Source organism: Mucilaginibacter angelicae (genome assembly GCF_042434235.1).
Classification (GTDB): Bacteria; Bacteroidota; Bacteroidia; order Sphingobacteriales; family Sphingobacteriaceae; genus Mucilaginibacter; species Mucilaginibacter angelicae.
This window is the reverse complement of sequence record NZ_JBHLTS010000004.1, coordinates 730,381-750,596: the sequence shown is the minus strand read 5'-3', so window position 1 is coordinate 750,596 and position 20,216 is coordinate 730,381. Positions and strand designations below refer to the sequence as shown.

Genomic DNA, 20,216 nt, shown 5'->3' with positions numbered 1-20,216 from the left:
ATTATTACCGATGATAGTTGCAAATTTCATCAGTAATAAAGTCATCGGTTATCTCGCCATATTTAATTAAACTTCTGATTAATAGTGAATTGAAAAAAGGTGAAATTATCGCATGGGCTTGCTTTGCCCAAATTTTGCCAGGCATGATTTTGAAAACTTACCTAATTATGAGTTCTAATTTTACAGTAAACAGAATTTGCGAGCAGTGCGGAAGAGTGTTTTCTGCGAGAACAACGGTTACCCGATTTTGCAGTAAGGTTTGCAACAGCAAAAACGGGAAGATGCGCGCGCGCAATATAAAAATGGCTCCGATGGATCAGGTAGTCAAAAAGGTTTTGAATGAGCGGGTTACTGAAGTAAATGCTGTTGAATTCCTCAATGTCAAAAACGCAGCACAACTGTTGCGCGCATCGGAAAAGATGATCTATCAAATGATCAATACCGGAAAGTTGAATGCTGTAAACCTTTCGAAAAGAAAAACCCTTGTTTACCGAAAAGATATAGACAGGCTTTTCGAACTGCCGCAGGTTATCGAAATAAAAGAGATCATTCAGCCTCCAGTGTCTGAATGCTACAATATGGGAGAGGCACAGCAGATCTTCAACATATCAGAAAAGGCGCTTTTTGATATTATTAAACGAAACAAACTCTTCAAATTTCAGGAAGGGAAGTTCACCTATGTCGCCAAATCAGAATTGAACAAAATTTTTAATCCAGAATTATAAGTATGCCGAAAGTACATATACGGAAAAAGGCGATTACAAATGGACGCCATTCAATATACCTCGATTTTTCGCCCCCTTTACGTAACCCCCAAACCGGAAAACCTCAGCGATTTGAATTTTTGGACGTTTTTCTTTTTGATAAACCGTCAAATATCTGGGAAAAGAGGCATAATATTGAAACAAGTGAGTTGATTGAAAACGTAAGGGCAAACCGGCTGCTTGATATTCAGAATCGAAAATTCGGGTTTATTTCGAACCGAGACCGGAGCGCAAGCTTTATCGACTTCTTTTTTCAGTTTATCTGTACCAGGACAGGTTCCGAATGTGACAACAATGCAATGTCGTATAGGTATTTCGTGGCCTTTGCGGGGCATGACCTGATCTTCAACGATCTTGATGAATTTCTTTGTGAGGATTATAAGAACTTTTTGATGAGTGGTCCGGGGATCAGCAGGAGAGGGGACCCAATTTCTCGCAATACCGCAGCTAATTATTTCGCCAAATTTAGGAATGCAATCAAACGTGCCTACAAAAAAGGGTTGATCACAGTTGATTTGCATAGTCAGGTCGATCCAATTAAACTTAAAGAAACTCATAGAGAGCAACTGGAACTCGAAGAATTTCAACGGTTAGTTGATGCTGAAGCTAAATCCGACCTGATCAAAAGGGCTGCTATATTCGCCGGCCTTACCGGATTGCGGTTTTCGGATGTAAAGACATTGATATGGTCGGAAGTCAGGGGGGACAGAGGCAAATATCATCTGCAGTTTACTCAGGAGAAAACGGAGGGCGCAGAAATTCTCCCGATCTCAAATCAGGCTGTCAGGGTGCTTGGCAAGCGCGGACAGTCTCAGGGGCGCGTATTTCCGAATCTTCATTATTCGAGTTTGAAACCATGCTTCACTGACTGGCTAAAGAATGCCGGGATTGAAAAAAATATCACTTTTCACAGCTTCAGGCATACTTATGCTACCTTACAGCTGGAGTTCGGTACGGAATTGCTTACCGTATCCAAATTGCTGGGGCATAAGAGTATTAAGACGACCCTGATCTATACAAAAGTCAAGGATAAAATGAAGATTGCGGCAGCGAGCAGAATCAAGCTGAACCTCAAAAATCTCAAGGCTGGTAAACGCTGACATATTAATCGGAATTATATTCTTGTGTATTCTTTAGTGATATAACTTTGAATACGCTCTTTTAAAATTTCATTGAGCAGCGTATAGATAGGCGTTTTAGTAAATAAGAAATCTAATGGAGTCGTACCGTTGACCTGCAAATCATAGGTTACACCTTCGTAAGTTAAAGTGCGTTTTTTTTGCTCGTAGATTTCGGCTTGTAATATTGGACTGTCAAATTCATTTTTAAAAAATAAAAGTTTTTTATCTGCGAGACCTCTGGCTTTCAAACGCTGAAACAGTAAACACGGTTTGTGACCTTGCTGCCCGGCCTTAAAAAGACTGAATATCAGCAAGTCATTTTCAGCGAACAGGCCTAAATCGTCTTTAAGAAGAGGAAAATGCTGATCAACCATTTTTCCGTAAGCATCTTTAAAGTGTTTGAAAAATAGTTCTGCTGACTCTTCAAGAATAGATTTTTCCAGGTTCTTCAAGGCCATTATGCCCGAGCCGCCTCTATAGTATTTTCCCGGATAGACCTTTTTAATGCGGTTTATCTCTGAGATTTTTAATCTGTCCATGAAATATATCAGGAGATTAAAATCAAATTTTACAGATGTAAGCGAAACGTATACATTCGGAACATATTTTTTTTCGATACTTTCTTCTGCCTTGCTGATCCGCTGGAGAAAGTATGGTTTTTCGTGCATATCAGCAAAATGGTCAATATTTGTTATGTCGTATTGAACACCCGCTGCATAGTTGGTAGTTTGCTCTGCAACAACGGGCATGATGATAAATAAAAGGTCATGCAGCCGCTGTATTTCTAAATCATCCCATTCTTTACTGATACCGAGATATGCCTGAAATGTATTAATGAAACTTGCGAGATACTCATGCGCAAGGAAAGCATTGTCAACAGCCAGGTTGGTTTTACCAATAAATTTTTTGATATCACCCCGTAGCAGATTTAATGCAGTTTTCTTCGGTTCGTTCTTAATTGAGTTAGTTTGGTTGCTCGAAACGATCACTGATATACCGTCTTCAAACAAATCCTCTGGCTTTATGGTGTCATCTTTTTTTAACTCTCTGATCAGTGGAGCGTTGGTATAGTACGATTGCGGAAATAAGATAAACCTGCTTGAGGCTTTTTTGTATTCTATGATCCCGATACTTATTTTCCAGCAGCCATAAAAGAGGATGTCCTTGATAGCTTTAAACTCTCTGTCAAGCATTGAATTATAGTGATCAAGAAACTGATGAATTTCCCGAATGTCCTGGCCTTCTAAGCTGTAAGCTGGCTGAAAATATTTTCCCAGCTTCCCTAGTTGTAACTGAAGTGATTTAAGCTGTTCCTGGACCTGCGGGTATAATTGTATTCTATCTATTCTGTCACCAATTATTTGGGTCCATTCGCTGATATAATTTTTATTTTTTTTTGAGATTAAATTAGTGGACGGGATCGGCACCATCACGGTTTTGCCCTTTCCTTTTTCCTTGTAGGTTTGGCAAGTTTTGTCGTCAAGGTGTAACCAATAGGCAACTTCGTTGATTTGATCTGCAACTATAAGTATAAATGGTAGTAAATTCTGCTCGGCATAGGCAAACTGGCTTCGTTCACACTGGTATCTGGGATTTTTGATGTGGGCAGTTTGTAAGGTTTTTAATTGTATATCGATCATTCCCAAAGGCATATTTTGCGCATCGGTAATAGTCAGTAACCCGTCGGAATTTGGATATTTATCTGTTGTTTTTATATTCCCCTTGATAAAATTTCGATCCAAACAGTATTGTAGAATATCAGCAGATCTTTCTTCACTTGGTGTTGTTGATGTAAACGAGGCTGGCTTGGTGTGATTGGTTTTTGACATAGCAATTGATGTCTAAAGATAAGTTTATTCATCGGTCCAAGCATAAAGGTGATTCAATAATTAAGCTTATCCCTTCTTTGCCTGCCTGGAAAGCGATTTTCAGCAACAAATCTAATTTCCGCTGCGGTTTTCTTTTTACCGAGCTGAACCCACTCTTTTAATTCCGTCTTATTGAAATAAAGCCTTTTTCCCGGTTTGCTGACAGGTATTTCTTTCCGGCTGACCTTGTTATATAATGATGCAACAGAAACCTTAAGAAATTCAGCTGCCTCCTTTATATCAAGTAATTCATTTGCATCTTCTTCTTTCGGCTGCAGATTTAGTACCATGTTTTCAATCAGTTCCACTTTTTCAAACAGCAGACGCACCACTTCAGGAAGTTCATTAAAATTGAAAGAGTCCATAATGCAATAATGGAATTTCTATGATTAAATCTTTGACCAGTTTATCAGTACTACAGAGATTTATTTTGGTAACCATATAGCAGTTGGAACAAAGTTGGTATCTTGTACAAATGGAAATCTATAAAATAGATGAATGTATAGAAGCAGCATCTTCTCTATCTGAAAAGTTGAAGAAATTAAAACGAGATATTGAGAATGATCCCGATGCTTTTAAGGATAATTTGCCGTTTATAACTGAAGAGATAAGTAAATATACTCAACAACTCAGGGCGTTGAAAATAGACCGATTATTAGCAGACTAGGCTATTTCTATCAATTTCAAAAAAAATAATTTCCTTTTTTACCTTTCAGTTGTCCTGACTGCTATATAGTTCATGTGAATATTTATCCGACCTTATTAAGCTTTTTTTCGGTACTGCTAAAAGACAACTGGTAAAGGTCCTGAACCGGATCAAATGGAGATTGATAGATAAAACCCGCGGTCAGAAGTACTTTTTGTGCGGCATGGTTTTTTTTATTGACAACGGCCCCGAGAACCCGAATATTACGCTGACGGAGTTCTGCGATAATCTCTGGTAGGAGAGTAGTCATGATCTTTCTTCCCCGGGCTTTACCCGACAGGTAAAATTCTATAAAATAGGGGTATTGTTCCAATCGGTAATGAGCCCGAACAATCTGAGGTGAAATAATATCAATTATGCCAAGCAATTTACCCGAAACTTTTTCTGTAATAAAATGGACAAAATTATGACCACAATGAAAATTAAGAATAGTTGATTTCAGCCATGTATCCGCGTCTGCCATAGAGCCGAGTCTTTTCTCCGGTATAAAATGGAGCGTGTCATCATCAGACAGGATCTGATAAATATCAGTCACCATTTTTTCATACCGATTGAAATCTTCCGAACGGAAAGGATGAATATAGAGACGGTCGTTTTCAAGAGATACAGGTTGTAGCATCAGCGCAAAATATTAATCTTAACACCGCCTGTCAAACTTGGTTTTAAACATTTTTGATTTTATAAACCGGGTTATCGCCGTCTCTACATACATTTACTGCAGCCAGATCTTAACTTATCTTTTTGCAACTTTCAGCATCCCTCGGCCGTTCAACGCGCAGCAGATAACAATATTTGTTAGTATCAGGAACAGCTATACAATGCGATCTGCAATGATCATCAAGTAGTTTTGGTTTTGCGATCAGCCGGATCTTCCAATTGGGAATATCTTCATTGCCCTCATTCTTCGTCAGGAACTCATCGATGATCGTCGAAGGGGCTGTGCTGATGAGCTTAATTATCATTTTTTTGAGATAGTCCCGGTAGTCGGTGTTGGCTGCAAGGATTCGCAGATCAGCGATATCTTTGATCAGACTATGTTTATTCAGTCTTATCGCGGATGTCCATGACCACCAAAATTTATAAAATTCCATGTTGCCAATTGTAAGCATCGCCCGCCTAAATTCATTAGACACTTCATTGCCGTTAAAGTAGGTTTTTAAAACTTTGTTGATGTTCGCCATCTTCATGAAATCGTAACCCTCGTCGTTCTTTTTTTGTACGCAATAAAGGATGAATTCTATTTTACCTCTGCAGAAATTGGTGTCCTCGGCTTCAAAAATAACATCCATGTTAGACGGATTGATTATCGAAGCCTTGTCGGTTTCGTGTTTGACTTGCGCTGAACCAAAATTCGATTGAATGGATGATCCTGAGAGGAAAGGATAAATATTTTTCGAGCCGGGACTAAGGTCGTTTATGAGATTAATTGCCCCGGTAAAAGATTGTACGCTGTCGATGGTAGAGTTATAGATAATATTTCGGACAACCCTCATCCAGTGGCCGAATAATCTAGAATCAATGTCCTTTACTTTTGAAAGATAACTTGTTTGCGCATAAAATAATACGCGTTGAGGATAGGTAGCTTTACCGGAAGCAATAATTGAAAACAAGTTGTTTTCTGTCTTAGGTAAAAGAGTCCATAATGGAAAAGAAAAATTAGGCTGTTCGTCCAGGATCGCACTATAAATATCTAAATCACGGCATAAATTTTCATATGCATTAATATCAAAATCCTCAGGACTAACATCGCCGGGGTTGTTAAACAAATTCTGAATTTTCTTGTCGCGATCCTTTGTTTTATCCGGCCGGTTTGCCCATGAACATAGCACTGAGTTGCTTATAACATTGATAAACGCATTATCAAATGTCTTTTCTCCCTTTCCGTTGTCCCAGAAGAGATCCGTCCATGCGGTATCTGCCTTGTGGGATAGCGTTTCAATGGGCGGTTTTCCGTCTTCCCATGAATTTTTATCTATATGTTTAATAATGTCGGCCTTGAAATTTTCAAAAGAAGAAAGTTGTTTGCCACGAGCATTCATTTTAATGTACAGGTCATCGGACAGTCCGAAATCTGCGAGTGGTATATGATGGAAAGTAATCGGTCTGACATCTTCTCCTGTGAGATACTCCCATTTGATTGGCAAAACTTTGAATTTTTTGTGAATTGCGTCCAACATAATCAACATTGCCTTAATTGTTGGATCGTGTTCCCATGAAGAATAGAACCAGGCGGCATCTTTTATAATTCCGCTGATCGTATTTGTTGCGGGATCTATCGGGATATCTGCCGCTACGATTTTTCTACAAAAGTCGTTTGAGCTGGTTCTGATCGTGTAGGTAAATTTGGTGAGTTCTTTTCTTACTGTTGAGTCTAAAGAGTTTTCCTTGGATGCAATATACCAATGTAAAAGAAATAGTGTAGTCAGACGTTGTTGCCCATCAAGTGGCTGGAAGGCGTTTCCTTTGCTGTTACTCCCATAGACAAAATCCAGTTCGACGGGAGCGGTAACCAGAGCGCGGCCCAGAGCATCCAGGAATTTATTCCTGATTTTATTTTTGTCAGGCCTTCCCTGGGCGTAGTCCCGCTGTATGATTGGTATTTCAATCTTTTCGCTGGATTTGATCAGTTGCCAGAATGAAAGTTGTTTTGATATTTGTGTAGCGTTATTCATCCTTTTTGTCCTCCAGTTGTTCAGATAAGTATTTTAGTAAAACGCGTTTAATATCATCGAAATAATCCTTCTGTTCCTGTTCGCCCCAGAATGTCATTTGAGAGACCTGAAGACTGTTAAATTTGAGAAAGACATTCCGGGTGCATATCGGTATGAAAGTACCGTTCTTGTCTCTTTCGATGATCTTGCTTCTTTTTACCGGATATACAGAATTTTTGTAGCCACGGTTAGTTTTTGAATCCAATAGGACCAGATTTCCAATACCATCGGTGCCATCTGTTTTTCCACTTTCATTAAACCAGTCTATGATATCGTGATATAATTTGGAGAATTCCCCCTTTTGTAAGTTGAGTGCCCGGTCTTTTAATTCTCTGTTTTTCTCCAGAAACGGCACCGTTTCGTTCAGCCAGTCTTGTTGGTGTTTTTCGTTTTCCGGCATTTCTTCTCCTGCTGAGTTAATATGTTCGATATCCCAACGCTCCTGCTTATACCGGTCAAACGGAAACCTTGAATCTTCCTTACTATTATTGAGCATGGTCTGTATATTATGGAGCAGTAAAATTCGTTTTATAACTGGTTTTGGATAGGATAAAGTGCTCAACTGGACCTTACTTAGTTTCCTTTTTATTTTAGCGTTTAGTGCTGTTCTGAACTGTTTTTTAGTGAGCCCTTTAGATAGTTCAATTAGCGTAGGTATTTTTTCGCCAAAGGTGATCAGAAAGCCAATCTTATGATAAAGTTTCCGGTCGTCAAACCATTCGGTTAATTTCTGAAAATACAATTTAATTTCATCCCAGTTTTGGGTAACTTCCACAGTAGAGTTTGTTTTAAACTTTTTACTGAAGTAATCGAAGGTGAAGTTCTCGCTTACCGATTCGTCATTTTCCGGCTTTTCTGACATCAGATTGAAAATAAATTCAATGCGGGTGTCAAGCAGGTTTTCTTTCTCATTGATAAAATACCAGAAAGAGGGGTTTTGCAGTGAATATTCGATATTGTCCCATTCGTGGGCAATTTCTAACTGTTTCAGGTTAATATCGTATTGGTCAGATTTTTTAAAATTTGAGGTGTTTAGAAACAGTGCTTTGATTAATTCCGCGTTTGTAAGGGGGATTTTACCAATGTTGATGCGGGTAAATAGTGCGATCGAATCATCTTCGCGGCTTTCGTACCAGATGACTTTTGTTGATTTCAATAGTTTCGATTCAAAGATATTTTCGTCAAATCTTATGTCTTTTTGTTTTTCGGTAAACCAGTCGAAAACCGCTTTATACGCATTTGACATGTGCGAGAAGTCAATGTTGCTGTTGTCTATGACTTTTTCGTTCAATTCATTTTTTAAGAATGTCCAGGAACGTTCCCGAGTGGCGTAATGTATTTCAAATAGTGTTTTCCGGCGATTTTCGGTAAAACGCAAATTGAGATAGTGTAGAATAATGAAAATGGTTGTCAGCCTTTGTTGCCCATCGATTACTTCGAAACAGTTTTCGGGGTCAGAAAAATTATATTTTTCAATAATTTTCTGGCTTACTTTCTTCACAGCGAGCGGCTGGAGGCAATACCAGGTTGTTTGATCAGGTATGGCAGTTTCTTCCGGTTTGAAAGCATTGATATCGTTTAGTAACTCTGTTATTTGTTGCGGTTGCCATCTATAGCCACGTTGATATTCGGGGATATAATAGATATTGTTAAATAATTGCGAAACAGTTCTCAATGCGAGACTGTTTTTTGATGCTGTTTGTGCTGACGTCTCGACGGGTATATTTTCCATTCGATATGAAATAAGGTTAGTGTCCTAAATTAGAGATAAGAGAATTATAATGAAAATTTTATTCGTATTGATAATCGGGGGAAACAAATCCTGAAATTGAGCTAAAGGTTAGGACATCGTTTTATTCAGACCCGGTAACTAAATCTGTGCCTTTGTTATAAGCAACTCCCAGGCTGTAATTACACCAACCATATTCCCCTTGAAGCTCAAATGACCGTCTTGGTTGTAATCTGCATTGCTGGGGATTTTTTTTTCGAAGCGGTTGCCCGCAGAAACTATAAAGAGGACAACGGTGACTTCTGAGGCCATCCATCTCCGATTTGTAGTAATCAACATGACAAAGAAATGTTTTGAGATCATAGGACAGCAAGTGATCGGGTAAATAAGTCCCTAAGAAGTCTTTCATAAATTCATCTTTTCCTTCGAATTCAAATACCATATCACAAGGCGAAATTTGCTCTGTCATGCTTACCGGATCTGCCCGACGAACACAGTCTATTTCAAAAACGGGATTATTGATACGAAGATCGTATCCCTTGGCCATTTCGTTACAAAGGTGGTTTGCCGCCGCATATAGTGATGCCCTGTTTTTAAAAATACTGCGTATTTCATCCAGGCTGGATAAAAAATGCTGTTTTTTTGAAGAAAGACGGATAATAACCTTGTTTTTGATCTCTGCCAAATATCCTGGCAGGAACGGGACTGTAGCTGCCTCTTTTATCATGGTGATGAACATTTCGCCGCAGTTCCAATAGGACAAAGAGATGGAGGCAATCTCAAGAAGGGTGCGAAGATCGATCTTTGGAAAAATATAGGTCGCCACTTGCTCCATAATTTTGTATTCCGGGCCGACCTTACTTTCCGGTATCAGTGGTATACCGCGTTGCTTGGAAACGATCTGGTCGAGTAAATGAGCTATTCCTTCGTACAAATAATACTTGCCAAAATAAACAGAGGTGGTTCCTCTGTGATTGGTAGCGGGTTCTGCGTATTCATATATAACTTTCGGTGTATGAACCTTAATTGGTTTCGGATCAAAAGGATCAAAGGCATCAAATTGCTCCATTTCAATGCCCAGGATGTTGTAAACAATTTGTCCGCTCAGTTCTTTTACCGCACCGCCCAGCAATGCATCGGTAGTGAGCCTAATCAATTTAAGTTTTTCTGCTTTTTCGCCAGTGATTTCACTTACGGTCGAGCTTTCCGGTACATTTACATATTCAGAAAATATTGATCGTGATACAGCTTCCATGTAAAATTGCGTTATTCCTGTCATCGTCGTGATCTCGTGCGTATAATGAACCAGTTCGTGAAACACAGTTATGAAGTTTTGTTTGAGTAAATCCTTTTGGTCTTCGTCGGAAAACGTATGCTTGTCAAAATCATAGCTTAATATGTCCTCCCTGCTGATACCTGTGTTAATTTTTATCAGAAACTTATTTGTAAGATAAACACCCGCATAACGGTCGTTCAGAATCTGCATGTCGTGAAAAAAATCGCTGGTCATTTTTCTAAATTAAACACCAATGTAATCAAACAATTTGCATCACATCAAGGCTTGGTTAATTTATTATTCACGATAGCTTTGCCAGAGAATTAAACGCTGTGAAATATTTCTTCCACCTAAAATAGCGAGAGCTGAACCTTCTTAATCTGATATTTTTCGATAGCGTTTAATGTGCTTTGAATAATAGGTTGTTTGTAGTTTGAAGTATCACTATGGTTCAGTTTCTCAGTCATCATTGCCTCTAATTCGGCGATGCCCGAGTTTATTGCGGCTTCCCGGTGCTGAAATTGTTTTCCATATACGGACAGTCCACATCCTCCTCCGGCGGTTCCAAAACGATAACTCAGCGCATTAGTCCAGACCTGGGCAACACCTTTGCCTATGGATAAAGTGCTGTGCTCGCCGTATCTTGCTTCATTTCCGAATATCAGACTTTCTGTTTCAATGAAAGCCGGCCTTTTGAACCAACCATATTGATCGAAGGCAATGTCAGTAAATCCAAATTCCAGGCCTTTCCTGTAGGCATATACATTCATAAGGATGCTTCTGAAAGAATCGCCGAACTGATTGAACCAGTTGAGCAGTTTAATATCACGCTGTTGAGCCGCGGCAAGTATTTCATTCAGAATTCCGGGTTCATATCCGGTCAGGCGATTTTCATCCCGATAAGCGATGATTTGATTTTGTGATTGGAGATTTAAAATAAGCTTTTCCATGAAATTAATTTTTTATGCCGGTATAAAGCTGAGGGAATGACCTGTCAAGGGCCCCGGTATGCCGGGGTTTATATACCCTTGACAGATCAGGAAGTGCTTTACCTTAGTATCAAAAATTTATTTCATGGAATGTCGCCTTCAATTATTGAACAAACCGGATGTGCTTACGGAAATATGGATATTGTGGGTTTCGTTTTAGAATGGATTTTCATGGCCTTCCTGCTAATGCCCAGGCATACTATTAGTAACGAGTTTACTCCGGAACCTCGCTTGTTATTTTAGAATTATGAAATCCCGCTCCTGGTATTTTGACCAGACTTTTATATTTATATCAATTTCCCGTTTACGTACCTGTGTGATGCAGGCGTTCAGATCCTGAAATACCTTTTCATAATATGGTTGAAAAATTTCACCATCCGGTACAACAAAAATTAATTTATCCTGCTGAAAGGCGATCGTACTGTTATAGGCCGGAAATTTCTGCAAAATATACTTATGTACCCTTTGTAAATATTCGTTGCTCATTGTTGCTTCCGTTATTTAAAATTTCGTCCTTTATGGAAAGCTCCCTCAGTGGATACTGCAGGTGCCGTTGATCGCCCGTCATAATTGACCGGTTTAGTTGTCTCATCCCCGCGTGCCAGCGTTTGTGGCAGATCAGCCGGGGTTTCCGTTAAACTCCGCAACAAGGCCGTAAGGTTAAAGCAGCGGTGAACCACCAAATGCGTCACCCCGTTAGCAATCTGCAATTTCCCTGCTACCATCAGTAATCTTGACTGCACGATTTCCTTGCGATATTTATCAAACAGCATTTGCCAAACCACCAGGTTAGCCGAACCCGTTTCATCTTCGAGCGTCATAAACAGTACCCCTTTAGCCGTCCCCGGCCGCTGCCGCACCGTGATCAGCCCTGCAATACAAACCATATCGCCGTCTTTTTTATACAATAACTCGCTGACCCGTACATTCCTCATTTTCGTCAGTTGCGGCCGAACCAATTTGATAGGGTGATCTTTCAATGATAATCCCGTTGAGATATAGTCCTGAACCACATGCTCACCCTGCGTCATTGGCGGCAGTTCCACCGGTAACTCTAAAGCCGTTTCTGATAGCTGCCCGTCAAAAAGCCCGACCGGCCTGTCAGCCAATGCCGAAACTTCCCATAAAGCCATGCGCCTGTCTGCGCCCAGAGAACGGAAAGCGTCCGCATCCGCCAGTTTTTCCAGCGCCGCTTCCGGTACACCCGCCGCCCGCAATTGCTCGATATGCTGATAACCATCTTCCCGCATGACCGTTAGTTGCACCATGTCATCCTCCCGCAATCCTTTCACCTGTCGGAAACCAAGTCGTACCGCGTAGTAGCGATCGTTCTTCGTTTCCAGCTTATTATCCCAGTCCGAGTAATTGACATCTACAGGCAAAACCTGTACTTTATGCTCCCGGGCATCGCGCACAATCTGCGCCGGCTGGTAAAACCCCATAGGCTGGCTGTTTAATAAGGCTGCGCAAAACACATCAGGGTAATGACATTTCAACCAGGAGGAAATATACACCAACAGAGCGAACGAAGCTGCGTGGCTCTCCGGGAAACCATAACCTTCGAAACCCTGCAACTGTTTGAATACCCGCCGCGAGAAATCTTCCTCGTAACCCCGCGCCACCATACCCTCCACCATTTTCTTTTCGTAGAGATGCAGTTTGCCATTAGCCTTGAACGACGCCATGCTCCGCCGCAGCTGGTCGGCTTCCGCCGGGGTAAAGCCCGCAGCTACAATGGCGATCTCCATCGCCTGTTCCTGAAATAATGGTACACCCAAAGTCCGGCCTAATATCTCTTCCAGTTCTTTGGAAGGATAAACCACCGGTTCTTCGCCATCACGCCGCCGCAAATAGGGGTGTACCATATCTCCCTGGATCGGCCCGGGCCTGACAATAGCCACCTCGATCACCAGGTCATAAAAACAACGGGGCTTTAAGCGCGGCAGCATCGACATCTGCGCCCGGCTTTCGATCTGGAACACTCCGATAGTATCCGCCCGGCAGATCATATCATAAACCAGCGGGTCGTCTTGGGGCACATTCGCCAAAGTCAGTTGAATACCGTAATGAGCTAATACAAGGTCAAATGCTTTGCGGATCATCGTCAGCATCCCCAAACCCAGCACATCAATTTTTAAAATGCCTAAATCTTCCAGGTCGTCCTTGTTCCATTCCACCTGCGTACGGTCAATCATGCGTGCGTTCATGATAGGGCAGAAGTCGGATAGTTTACCCTCAGTGATCACAAATCCGCCGGTGTGCTGGCCAAGTTGCCGGGGGAAACCCATCAGTTCGCAGGTTAGCTGCAATACTTTCAGGATCAATGGGTCTTTAGGGTTCAATCCCTGTTCGCGCAAGCGCTTCTCATCAAATCCTTCTTCGTAGAAATCCCAGATCGTGGCACCGACTCTTTTGATCGTATCTTCCGACAAGCCCATCGCCTTACCTACATCGCGGATCGCACCCTTATGCCGTTCCTGCGTAACCGTTGCCACAATGGCCGCCCGGTCGCGCCCGTAATCATTATATATAAACTGGATGATCTCCTCGCGCCGTTCGTGTTCATAATCAACATCGATGTCCGGCCACTCGTCGCGTGCCTCAGACATAAAGCGGGAGAACAATAAACGGGATTTCGCGGGGTTAACCGCCGTGATCCCCAAACAAAAACAAACTGTAGAGTTCGCCGCCGAACCACGGCCCTGGTGCAGGATACCCAGATCTTCTGCCTTTTGCGTTTTTTTATATACCCGCAGAAAATACCAGGCCAGGTTGCGTCGCTCGATAAAAGCCAATTCAAATTCGATCTGCTTCCGGTGCTTTTCAGGGATCGGGTCGCCAAAACAGGCTTTTGCCCGTTTCCAGGTTAGTTTCACCAACTGCTGCTGCCTGGTCAGCCCGTTTACCAACTGCTCTTCCGGTTCCAGATATTTGAGTTCGTCGAGTGAAAAACGGCAGGCATCTACAATCTCTAAAGCATTAGATAAGGCAACCGGATATTGCCGGAATAGCCGCGCTACCTCATCTAAGGGTTTTAAAAAACGCTCTGCGTTTGGATATAGTTTAAAGCCCGCCGTGTAAATGGTGCATTTCTCCCGTATACAGGTCAGCACATCCTGTAACTCCCGTCGTTCCGCGATATGGTAGTGCACATCGCCGGTAGCTACTAAGGGTACACCTGTTTCCGCTAATCTAAATAAGCGCTTTGCATCCTGGCCCTGGTAATTGAAGGAAGCTGCTAAATAAAGCGAAAGCCCGAAGGCTCGCCGGTATTCCCTGAGGTCACGCAGAAAAACAGGATCTAACTCAAAACTACTATTCAGCCTGTCAGGTGGAACAACTACAAATAATATCCCTTCGCTATGTGCATATACATCTGTTTTATACAATTCACATTTGCCTTTTTCCGCTCGCAGGTTGCCTAAAGTCAATAAAGCAGAAAGCCGCCCGTAAGCTGCGATATCCGTAGGATAGGCTAATAAACTTGCCCCATCCGCCAAATCCAGCCGGCAGGCAGGGATATAACGGATACCTGCCGCTTTGGCCGCCATATGCGCCCGCACGATCCCGGCCAAAGAATTCCGGTCAGTGACCGCGATAGCTGAATAGCCCAGAGCCGCCGCCCGCTCCACCAGTTCATGCGGGTGCGAGCCTCCGCGTAAGAAGCTGAAATTAGAAGTGACTTGTAATTCTATGTAATCCATATTGCCGTTTTCTAAGCAAAAAAGCCATGTAAATACCAGCGTGCATCACCACCGTCATAATGCCCTGAACGAAACACCCAGTAACGTTGTCCCTCGCTGTCCTCCAACGCATAATAATCCCTGTGCTCGCCACTGTCCTGCCACCATTCCCGTCCGATGCGCTCCGGCCCGTCTGCCTTGATAATGCTGTGCCGCTTATCTTTATAAGTAAATGTTTTTGGGGGATTATCCGGCACCAGTGCCATCACCTCTATGGATTCGGGAACCGTTAACAGTCGGATCGGCCGCATTTGTCCCGGCCACGCCGCCGATGGTTCTTCAGTCAGCGAAGCAGCCACTTTCACCGAACGTTCCGGCCAGTAATGCTCCGCCGGTAAATAGCGCCGGATGGCTTCCGCGCCAACCCTGCCCGCAACACGGTCGAGCAGTTCAGCCAGCGCCGTATCTGCCAGCCCGCGATCCACCGACCACAGTTGTTCCTGCACCGTTTCCATATCTTCGACCCGAGGTGCCTCCAGGACAAACAACTCAATACCTAATGCCGGCTCGATCTTGCTGACCTGTAATTTAAATAAGCGCATTAAATGAGAGACGCTATGCGAACCTTTTGTAGTGGTAATGGCTGCTTGTACCTTTCGTCCGTCAACCCGGTGGCATTTGAGCAATGCCTTGCGTAGCCCCTTGTTTTCGGTTTGCAGACGCAGGCATAATGCCAGTAACAACTTTTCAATAGCGATCTCAATAGCGGGCGCTGTCCGGATCGGTTCCAGGCAAGGTAAACGTTCCACATAAGGTACAGGCGGTACCAGGGGCTCCAGTACCTCATCTATACGCCCCAGAGCCTGATCTAAACGGATCAATAAGTCCTTACCAAACCGCCGCCGCAAAGTAGGAGGCGGCATAGCAAGCATTGGCCCGATAGTACGGAACCCTAGCTTTTGCAGCAATTCCAGTACGCCAACATCCAGCCGCAAAGCTGCCGGCGGCAATCCCGCCAGTATCGGCGCTTGTCCGTTGGCAGGAACAATAGGCGATACCCGCGCAAAACGGGACACCGCCCAGGCGGCACCCGGCGTATCGGCTATCGCTGCGCGCACATCAAAGCCGGCTGCTCTTAATTTTAATACGATTTCTTTCAGGTAACCCCGCTCACCGCCCCAAAGATGGGCACAGCCCGAAATGTCTAACAGCAAGCCATCCGGTAAATCGACAGCCACAATGGGGCTATATCGGATACAACCCAGGCCTAAAAGACGGAGTAACTGCGCAGCTTTCCCCGGTGTATCGTCGATCACCACGAGTTCCGGCACCGCTGCCCGTGCGTCCGCTACGGCCATGCCGGTAAAAGCGCCCTGTTGTTCCGCTAAAGCGCTGGCTGCCGTAATGATCACCTTGTTTTTGACAGGTGCAGCCAATACAAAAGGCAACGCCCGCAATTCATGCCGGCGGAACGCCAGCCCGTCCGTCAGCAAATGCCGAAACCAGATAGCCATAAAACGCTTTTGCATCGATCACCCTACCTTCCTTTCTGATAACATCAAAACCTCCTCAACCGGTACAAAGTGTCCGTCCTGCCATTCCAGCACCCATTTACCGGGTTGACCGTTGCGGACTTTGAGCAATTCTACCTGCCAGCGCAGGAAACCTAAACCCGGCAGGCCGCCCAAATCAGCACTTGGTAAGGATTTTATCCGCCAGCGCGCCGCGCAGGCCGTGGATCCCATTTTAGCAGCAGTATTCCGCAGTACAAAGCCCGTTACCCGGCTTTGCTCCACTGCCAGCTGCAAACGCTGCGACAGTTGAAAATTCAGTTCGCCGACTTCACATACCACGGCTTTCAGTCCGGCGCATTTCAAAGCTTCCTCCATCACCCAAAGCGCATCCTTGTCTTTCGTCAAACTGATAAAGATCACCTTGTGCGGCTCCACGCCGAAGACAGTCAACGCCGGGGCAAACAAACGGCGCGACCGGCCGATCCAGACACAGATGCCGCCATTTTTCAGCAGTACAGACAGGATACCTGTTACCAGGCCACTTCCTGCCGCTGCCTGCTCGATTGAACCGCAAATCAGTTCATGTACTGCAGCTATCGGGAATATCCCGTTGGGAAAAGCCTCTTCCACCGGTCCCAGGCCTACAAGTGACCGCGTACCCGTAACCGGCGGTTTATAGCCCTCCCATTGCAAAATATTTTTGCGCAGTTCGCTGATGATATGGGCTTTACTTTCCGGCATGTTAAATAGTGGTTACAAAATTAATACTAAAAATATTAGCATTTTATTTATATTTGAAAATTATTTTTTGCAGTGATCAATTATGACCACCAACAGCTATTTAACCCGCGAAGCCAAAGCTTTTGTTAAGCGCAAGCATGGCCCTGATGAAGTGATACGGATAATACCCGACCGCTTTCACCCGAAAGCTGCGCAATGCTACCGGCTGTATACCTCCTTTGATGAAGACCCGGACGAACTCGGCTGTATCCTGTTCGACGCACAGGGTTACTGGATCTATGATGGCAGCTTTTTAGCTGTTACAGAGCAGGAACAGGTGGCAGATTTTATTATCAATTACGTAGAAAGGCAATGAAAAAAAAGATTGATTATCGGCTGACTATGCCGGAAAAAGAGATACTAAAAGCCAGGGGGGGCGAAGTCATTGAAGGATTATGCACCGGATCAAGGGGATTAGACCATGGAACAGTTAAGTTTTTTTGCAGAAAGCGGACAGAGCAAAGGATTGCCAAAGGAGCTATTAGAATACCACGCCGGATTTATTGATCAGCGAACAAGCGATGAACTATTGCAGCAATTCATTCGGACCACGCCCTGGAAACAAAGCACTCAGATAATGTGGGATAAGGAATACTTAACCCCACGGCTTACTTCCTGGCATGGAGATCCTGGTACAGACTATTCCGTTTCCGGAAAGATTTCCAATCCAAATCCCTGGACATCGGAATTATTGATGCTTAAAGAAAAAGTGGAACAGGCAACTGGTATCAAATTTAACAGCGTCCTGCTCAACTATTACCGCGATGGTAATGATTCTGTCGCCTGGCACAGCGACCGCGAAAGTGTATTAGGAAGGAACCCCATCATTGCTTCGGTCAGCTTCGGACAGGTACGCAGCTTTGATATCCGCAATAAAGCAGATCATAAAGAGCATTATTCGATTAAACTGGAACATGGCTCGTTCCTTTTAATGAAAGCCGGTTTGCAGGAGAATTGGGAACACCGCGTTGCTAAATCTACCAAACCGCTGAAGGCCAGAGTTAACCTGACCTTCAGGGTTATTGTTTAACAAATGATGAGGTCTTTCGAATATCTGCCTAACTTTATGCCGGAGGTAAAAAATGAAAAAGTATGCAATTGAAGAAATATATGACCTGGTAGGGCGGGATGACAGGACCGCATCTGTGACATTTATTCCCGGCACGGCATCTTATCAAAAATTTGGAGCGTATGTAACCGTGACATTTTTGTACACGCAGGATGAGCGGGAAAAGATGGATGAACTGGCTAAACAACAGGGCGCCCATTCGGGTAAAGTCAGGGCAGAATATCTGGTGGGTGATCTGACGCCTGAACTTATAAAAGAGTTGCAAACCACCGGCATTGACGCTGACGACATCCTGGATATTGCATATTTTCATGCCAAGCCAAAAAATACATTCCATTCGCAGGAAGTCCGGACGATCAAAAAAATAGAGATACCTCTTGAAATAAAACCTAAAGGCGGTGATTATGACTGGATTTATGGCTTCACCAAGAAGCTGATAACAGACGGTATCGGCATCACACCGAAACAACGGAATTTTTATCTGGCAGCCAAATTGATTTATGAAGAAGCGGAATTAACGGATGATGAAAAAGCGGAGATTTACGCTGAAGAAACTCAATTGAGGGAAGGAGTTGAATGGGAATACCTGCAGATCAAACTAATGCGTGAAGAGATTACAGCTGAGGAGACCAAGCGATTGGGATTTTTGCTTAGCGAAAAGAAGAAAAGTGACCAGGCGATACTGGATAAATATTTGCAGCAGGTGGGCAGCAGTATGCAAAAGTTAGTTCAGGCCAATATTGATCAGGCCGTTACCATGCTGCTGATGGTTCAGAGTTTTAAGGAACAAAAGTTTAATGTCATGGGTAAAGTTCCTGTTTACCTGGATATAGATGGCTTCATGCACGTTTATATGCGGCACGTGGAGGAAATGAAAGTTAATGACCGCTTTGAACATAAGGACAATTTTCAATGGGCGACCGAAGATGTTTTTACGGTAATGAAAAAGGTTATAACCAGTATTGATGAAGAGATCCAAGCTTTTTTTATCGCCCGCCCGAACACACGGTATAGCCGTTATGGAAATCAATCAGTTTACTTTGAAGGTGATTACTACACTCTTCATATAGAACTGGACGGGAGGATAAGTACTTTTCATAAAAACAGGAAAAAACGTACTGCAGCTGCCGAAGCTGCAGAATAGGCAATTTTGTTTTTCTGGGTACCGGGTCGAATTACCTGTGCTCATTTAACCGGTTGGGAGAGCGGCCAGTCATCAGATAACAGATCTTCCAAATCTGTAAAAGTAATATCTATGGGAGCGGCATCAGGATAATTCTATGAGGCCGCTTCCTACCTGGAACTGTATTTTATCAATTATACAGAATCCCATTGATCGGAAAGACCCTGGTCTCCGGTACAATATAAACGTATCCGTGCTTTACTCAGCCGTGTTTTCTTGATTTAGGATCTCCAATGCCTCTTCTTTGGTTTTAAGATGCAGCTTTTTGATATTATTCATCAGTATAGCAACCTGACCAATAAATTTAAGGCGGGTTTCGTCGTCTTCAGCCGTCATTACGCCAGCTCCTGCTGCTGCGATGATGCCATTGAAAGTCTCTTCTTCTATCAGTATATATTTAGGTGTTTCCATACCGTAAATATACGCCATGTTGATGTACATCCTTATGCGGTTTGAGTTTTAATAAAAAACCCCTGAACACTTGCTACCAGGGGATTTTAACCTAAACCTTATCACAATTGCGGACGGGTTGTCCGCGACTATAAAACGTAATATATAAATTAAAATTATCAGCGGCGAACAGAACTGCGGTCTTTTGATCGCATATATTCATTAAACATCCGTTCGTTAAGGCGTCTCGATGCTTCTTTTTTTGCTCTTCTGCTATAACCCCAGAGAAAGAGTGCCCATATGCCAAATGCCACACCAAAACAGGGAAACGGATTTTTCATACTCAGCGCACCAAAAAATGCGAAGGTGGAAATGAAGCAGGTCGCTATAAAATAGAATGCGGTTTTCATAATGATTCAATACCTAAATATAC

General features: G+C 43.2%; 19 protein-coding genes. 6 read left to right on the top strand and 13 right to left on the bottom strand.

Going from position 1 to position 20,216, the window contains the following annotated elements:
• The first annotated feature begins 89 nt into the window (after positions 1-89).
• Both ACFFGT_RS03175 and ACFFGT_RS03170 read left to right on the top strand, forming a co-directional pair.
• Positions 90-725, top strand: coding sequence for a helix-turn-helix domain-containing protein (locus tag ACFFGT_RS03175; protein WP_377021055.1), 636 nt, complete (start codon positions 90-92; stop codon positions 723-725).
• Between the two features lie 2 nt (positions 726-727).
• Positions 728-1,864, top strand: coding sequence for a tyrosine-type recombinase/integrase (locus ACFFGT_RS03170; RefSeq protein WP_377021054.1), 1,137 nt, complete (start codon positions 728-730; stop codon positions 1,862-1,864).
• Positions 1,865-1,878: 14 nt separating this feature from the next.
• On the opposite strand, the gene ACFFGT_RS03165 is transcribed toward ACFFGT_RS03170, so the two are convergent.
• On the bottom strand, positions 1,879-3,714 hold the full coding sequence (locus tag ACFFGT_RS03165) for a DUF4365 domain-containing protein (protein ID WP_377021053.1): 1,836 nt from the start codon (positions 3,712-3,714) through the stop codon (positions 1,879-1,881).
• A gap of 53 nt (positions 3,715-3,767) precedes the next feature.
• The gene (locus tag ACFFGT_RS03160) at positions 3,768-4,118 is read right to left on the bottom strand and encodes a helix-turn-helix domain-containing protein (protein WP_377021052.1); all 351 of its coding nucleotides are present in this window, start codon (positions 4,116-4,118) and stop codon (positions 3,768-3,770) included.
• Positions 4,119-4,228: 110 nt separating this feature from the next.
• On the opposite strand from ACFFGT_RS03160, the gene ACFFGT_RS03155 reads away from it, so the two are divergent.
• Complete coding sequence (locus ACFFGT_RS03155) at positions 4,229-4,420, top strand: hypothetical protein (RefSeq protein ID WP_377021051.1); 192 nt, start codon at positions 4,229-4,231, stop codon at positions 4,418-4,420.
• An 82-nt stretch (positions 4,421-4,502) separates the two neighbouring features.
• Here ACFFGT_RS03155 and ACFFGT_RS03150 read toward each other — a convergent pair whose 3' ends face one another.
• From ACFFGT_RS03150 to ACFFGT_RS03110, 9 genes are all read right to left on the bottom strand, one after another.
• On the bottom strand, positions 4,503-5,078 hold the full coding sequence (locus ACFFGT_RS03150) for a GNAT family N-acetyltransferase (RefSeq protein WP_377021050.1): 576 nt from the start codon (positions 5,076-5,078) through the stop codon (positions 4,503-4,505).
• Between the two features lie 109 nt (positions 5,079-5,187).
• Entirely contained in the window at positions 5,188-7,131 is a 1,944-nt protein-coding gene (locus ACFFGT_RS03145; RefSeq protein ID WP_377021049.1) for a DUF262 domain-containing protein, read from the bottom strand.
• On the bottom strand, positions 7,124-8,902 hold the full coding sequence (locus ACFFGT_RS03140) for a DUF262 domain-containing protein (RefSeq protein ID WP_377021048.1): 1,779 nt from the start codon (positions 8,900-8,902) through the stop codon (positions 7,124-7,126). Before ACFFGT_RS03140 ends, ACFFGT_RS03145 begins: the two co-directional genes overlap by 8 nt.
• Before the next feature lie 121 nt (positions 8,903-9,023).
• On the bottom strand, positions 9,024-10,409 hold the full coding sequence (locus ACFFGT_RS03135) for a hypothetical protein (protein WP_377021047.1): 1,386 nt from the start codon (positions 10,407-10,409) through the stop codon (positions 9,024-9,026).
• A 116-nt stretch (positions 10,410-10,525) separates the two neighbouring features.
• Positions 10,526-11,125, bottom strand: a complete 600-nt coding sequence (locus ACFFGT_RS03130) for a hypothetical protein (protein ID WP_377021046.1) — start codon at positions 11,123-11,125, stop codon at positions 10,526-10,528.
• A 273-nt stretch (positions 11,126-11,398) separates the two neighbouring features.
• Positions 11,399-11,650: a hypothetical protein gene (locus tag ACFFGT_RS03125; RefSeq protein ID WP_377021045.1), complete on the bottom strand. Its 252-nt coding sequence runs from the start codon at positions 11,648-11,650 to the stop codon at positions 11,399-11,401.
• Between the two features lie 11 nt (positions 11,651-11,661).
• A complete protein-coding gene (locus ACFFGT_RS03120) occupies positions 11,662-14,868 on the bottom strand; it encodes an error-prone DNA polymerase (protein ID WP_377021044.1) in 3,207 nt (1,068 codons plus the stop codon).
• 11 nt (positions 14,869-14,879) lie between these two features.
• Positions 14,880-16,376: a Y-family DNA polymerase gene (locus ACFFGT_RS03115; protein WP_377021043.1), complete on the bottom strand. Its 1,497-nt coding sequence runs from the start codon at positions 16,374-16,376 to the stop codon at positions 14,880-14,882.
• Between the two features lie 3 nt (positions 16,377-16,379).
• The gene (locus ACFFGT_RS03110) at positions 16,380-17,102 is read right to left on the bottom strand and encodes an ImuA family protein (RefSeq protein ID WP_377021042.1); all 723 of its coding nucleotides are present in this window, start codon (positions 17,100-17,102) and stop codon (positions 16,380-16,382) included.
• Between the two features lie 82 nt (positions 17,103-17,184).
• Between ACFFGT_RS03110 and ACFFGT_RS03105 the strand changes: the two genes are divergently transcribed.
• From ACFFGT_RS03105 to ACFFGT_RS03095, 3 genes are all read left to right on the top strand, one after another.
• Positions 17,185-17,457: a hypothetical protein gene (locus ACFFGT_RS03105; protein WP_377021041.1), complete on the top strand. Its 273-nt coding sequence runs from the start codon at positions 17,185-17,187 to the stop codon at positions 17,455-17,457.
• A gap of 105 nt (positions 17,458-17,562) precedes the next feature.
• Positions 17,563-18,171 carry an alpha-ketoglutarate-dependent dioxygenase AlkB family protein gene (locus ACFFGT_RS03100; protein ID WP_377021040.1) on the top strand — a complete coding sequence of 203 codons (609 nt, stop codon included), beginning with the start codon at positions 17,563-17,565 and terminating at the stop codon, positions 18,169-18,171.
• A 52-nt stretch (positions 18,172-18,223) separates the two neighbouring features.
• Positions 18,224-19,354 carry a hypothetical protein gene (locus ACFFGT_RS03095; protein WP_377021039.1) on the top strand — a complete coding sequence of 377 codons (1,131 nt, stop codon included), beginning with the start codon at positions 18,224-18,226 and terminating at the stop codon, positions 19,352-19,354.
• A 237-nt stretch (positions 19,355-19,591) separates the two neighbouring features.
• On the opposite strand, the gene ACFFGT_RS03090 is transcribed toward ACFFGT_RS03095, so the two are convergent.
• Positions 19,592-19,804 (bottom strand): hypothetical protein, encoded by a 213-nt coding sequence (locus tag ACFFGT_RS03090; RefSeq protein WP_377021038.1) that lies wholly within the window; start codon positions 19,802-19,804, stop codon positions 19,592-19,594.
• A 158-nt stretch (positions 19,805-19,962) separates the two neighbouring features.
• Complete coding sequence (locus ACFFGT_RS03085; protein ID WP_377021037.1) at positions 19,963-20,193, bottom strand: hypothetical protein; 231 nt, start codon at positions 20,191-20,193, stop codon at positions 19,963-19,965.
• Positions 20,194-20,216: the final 23 nt, after the last annotated feature.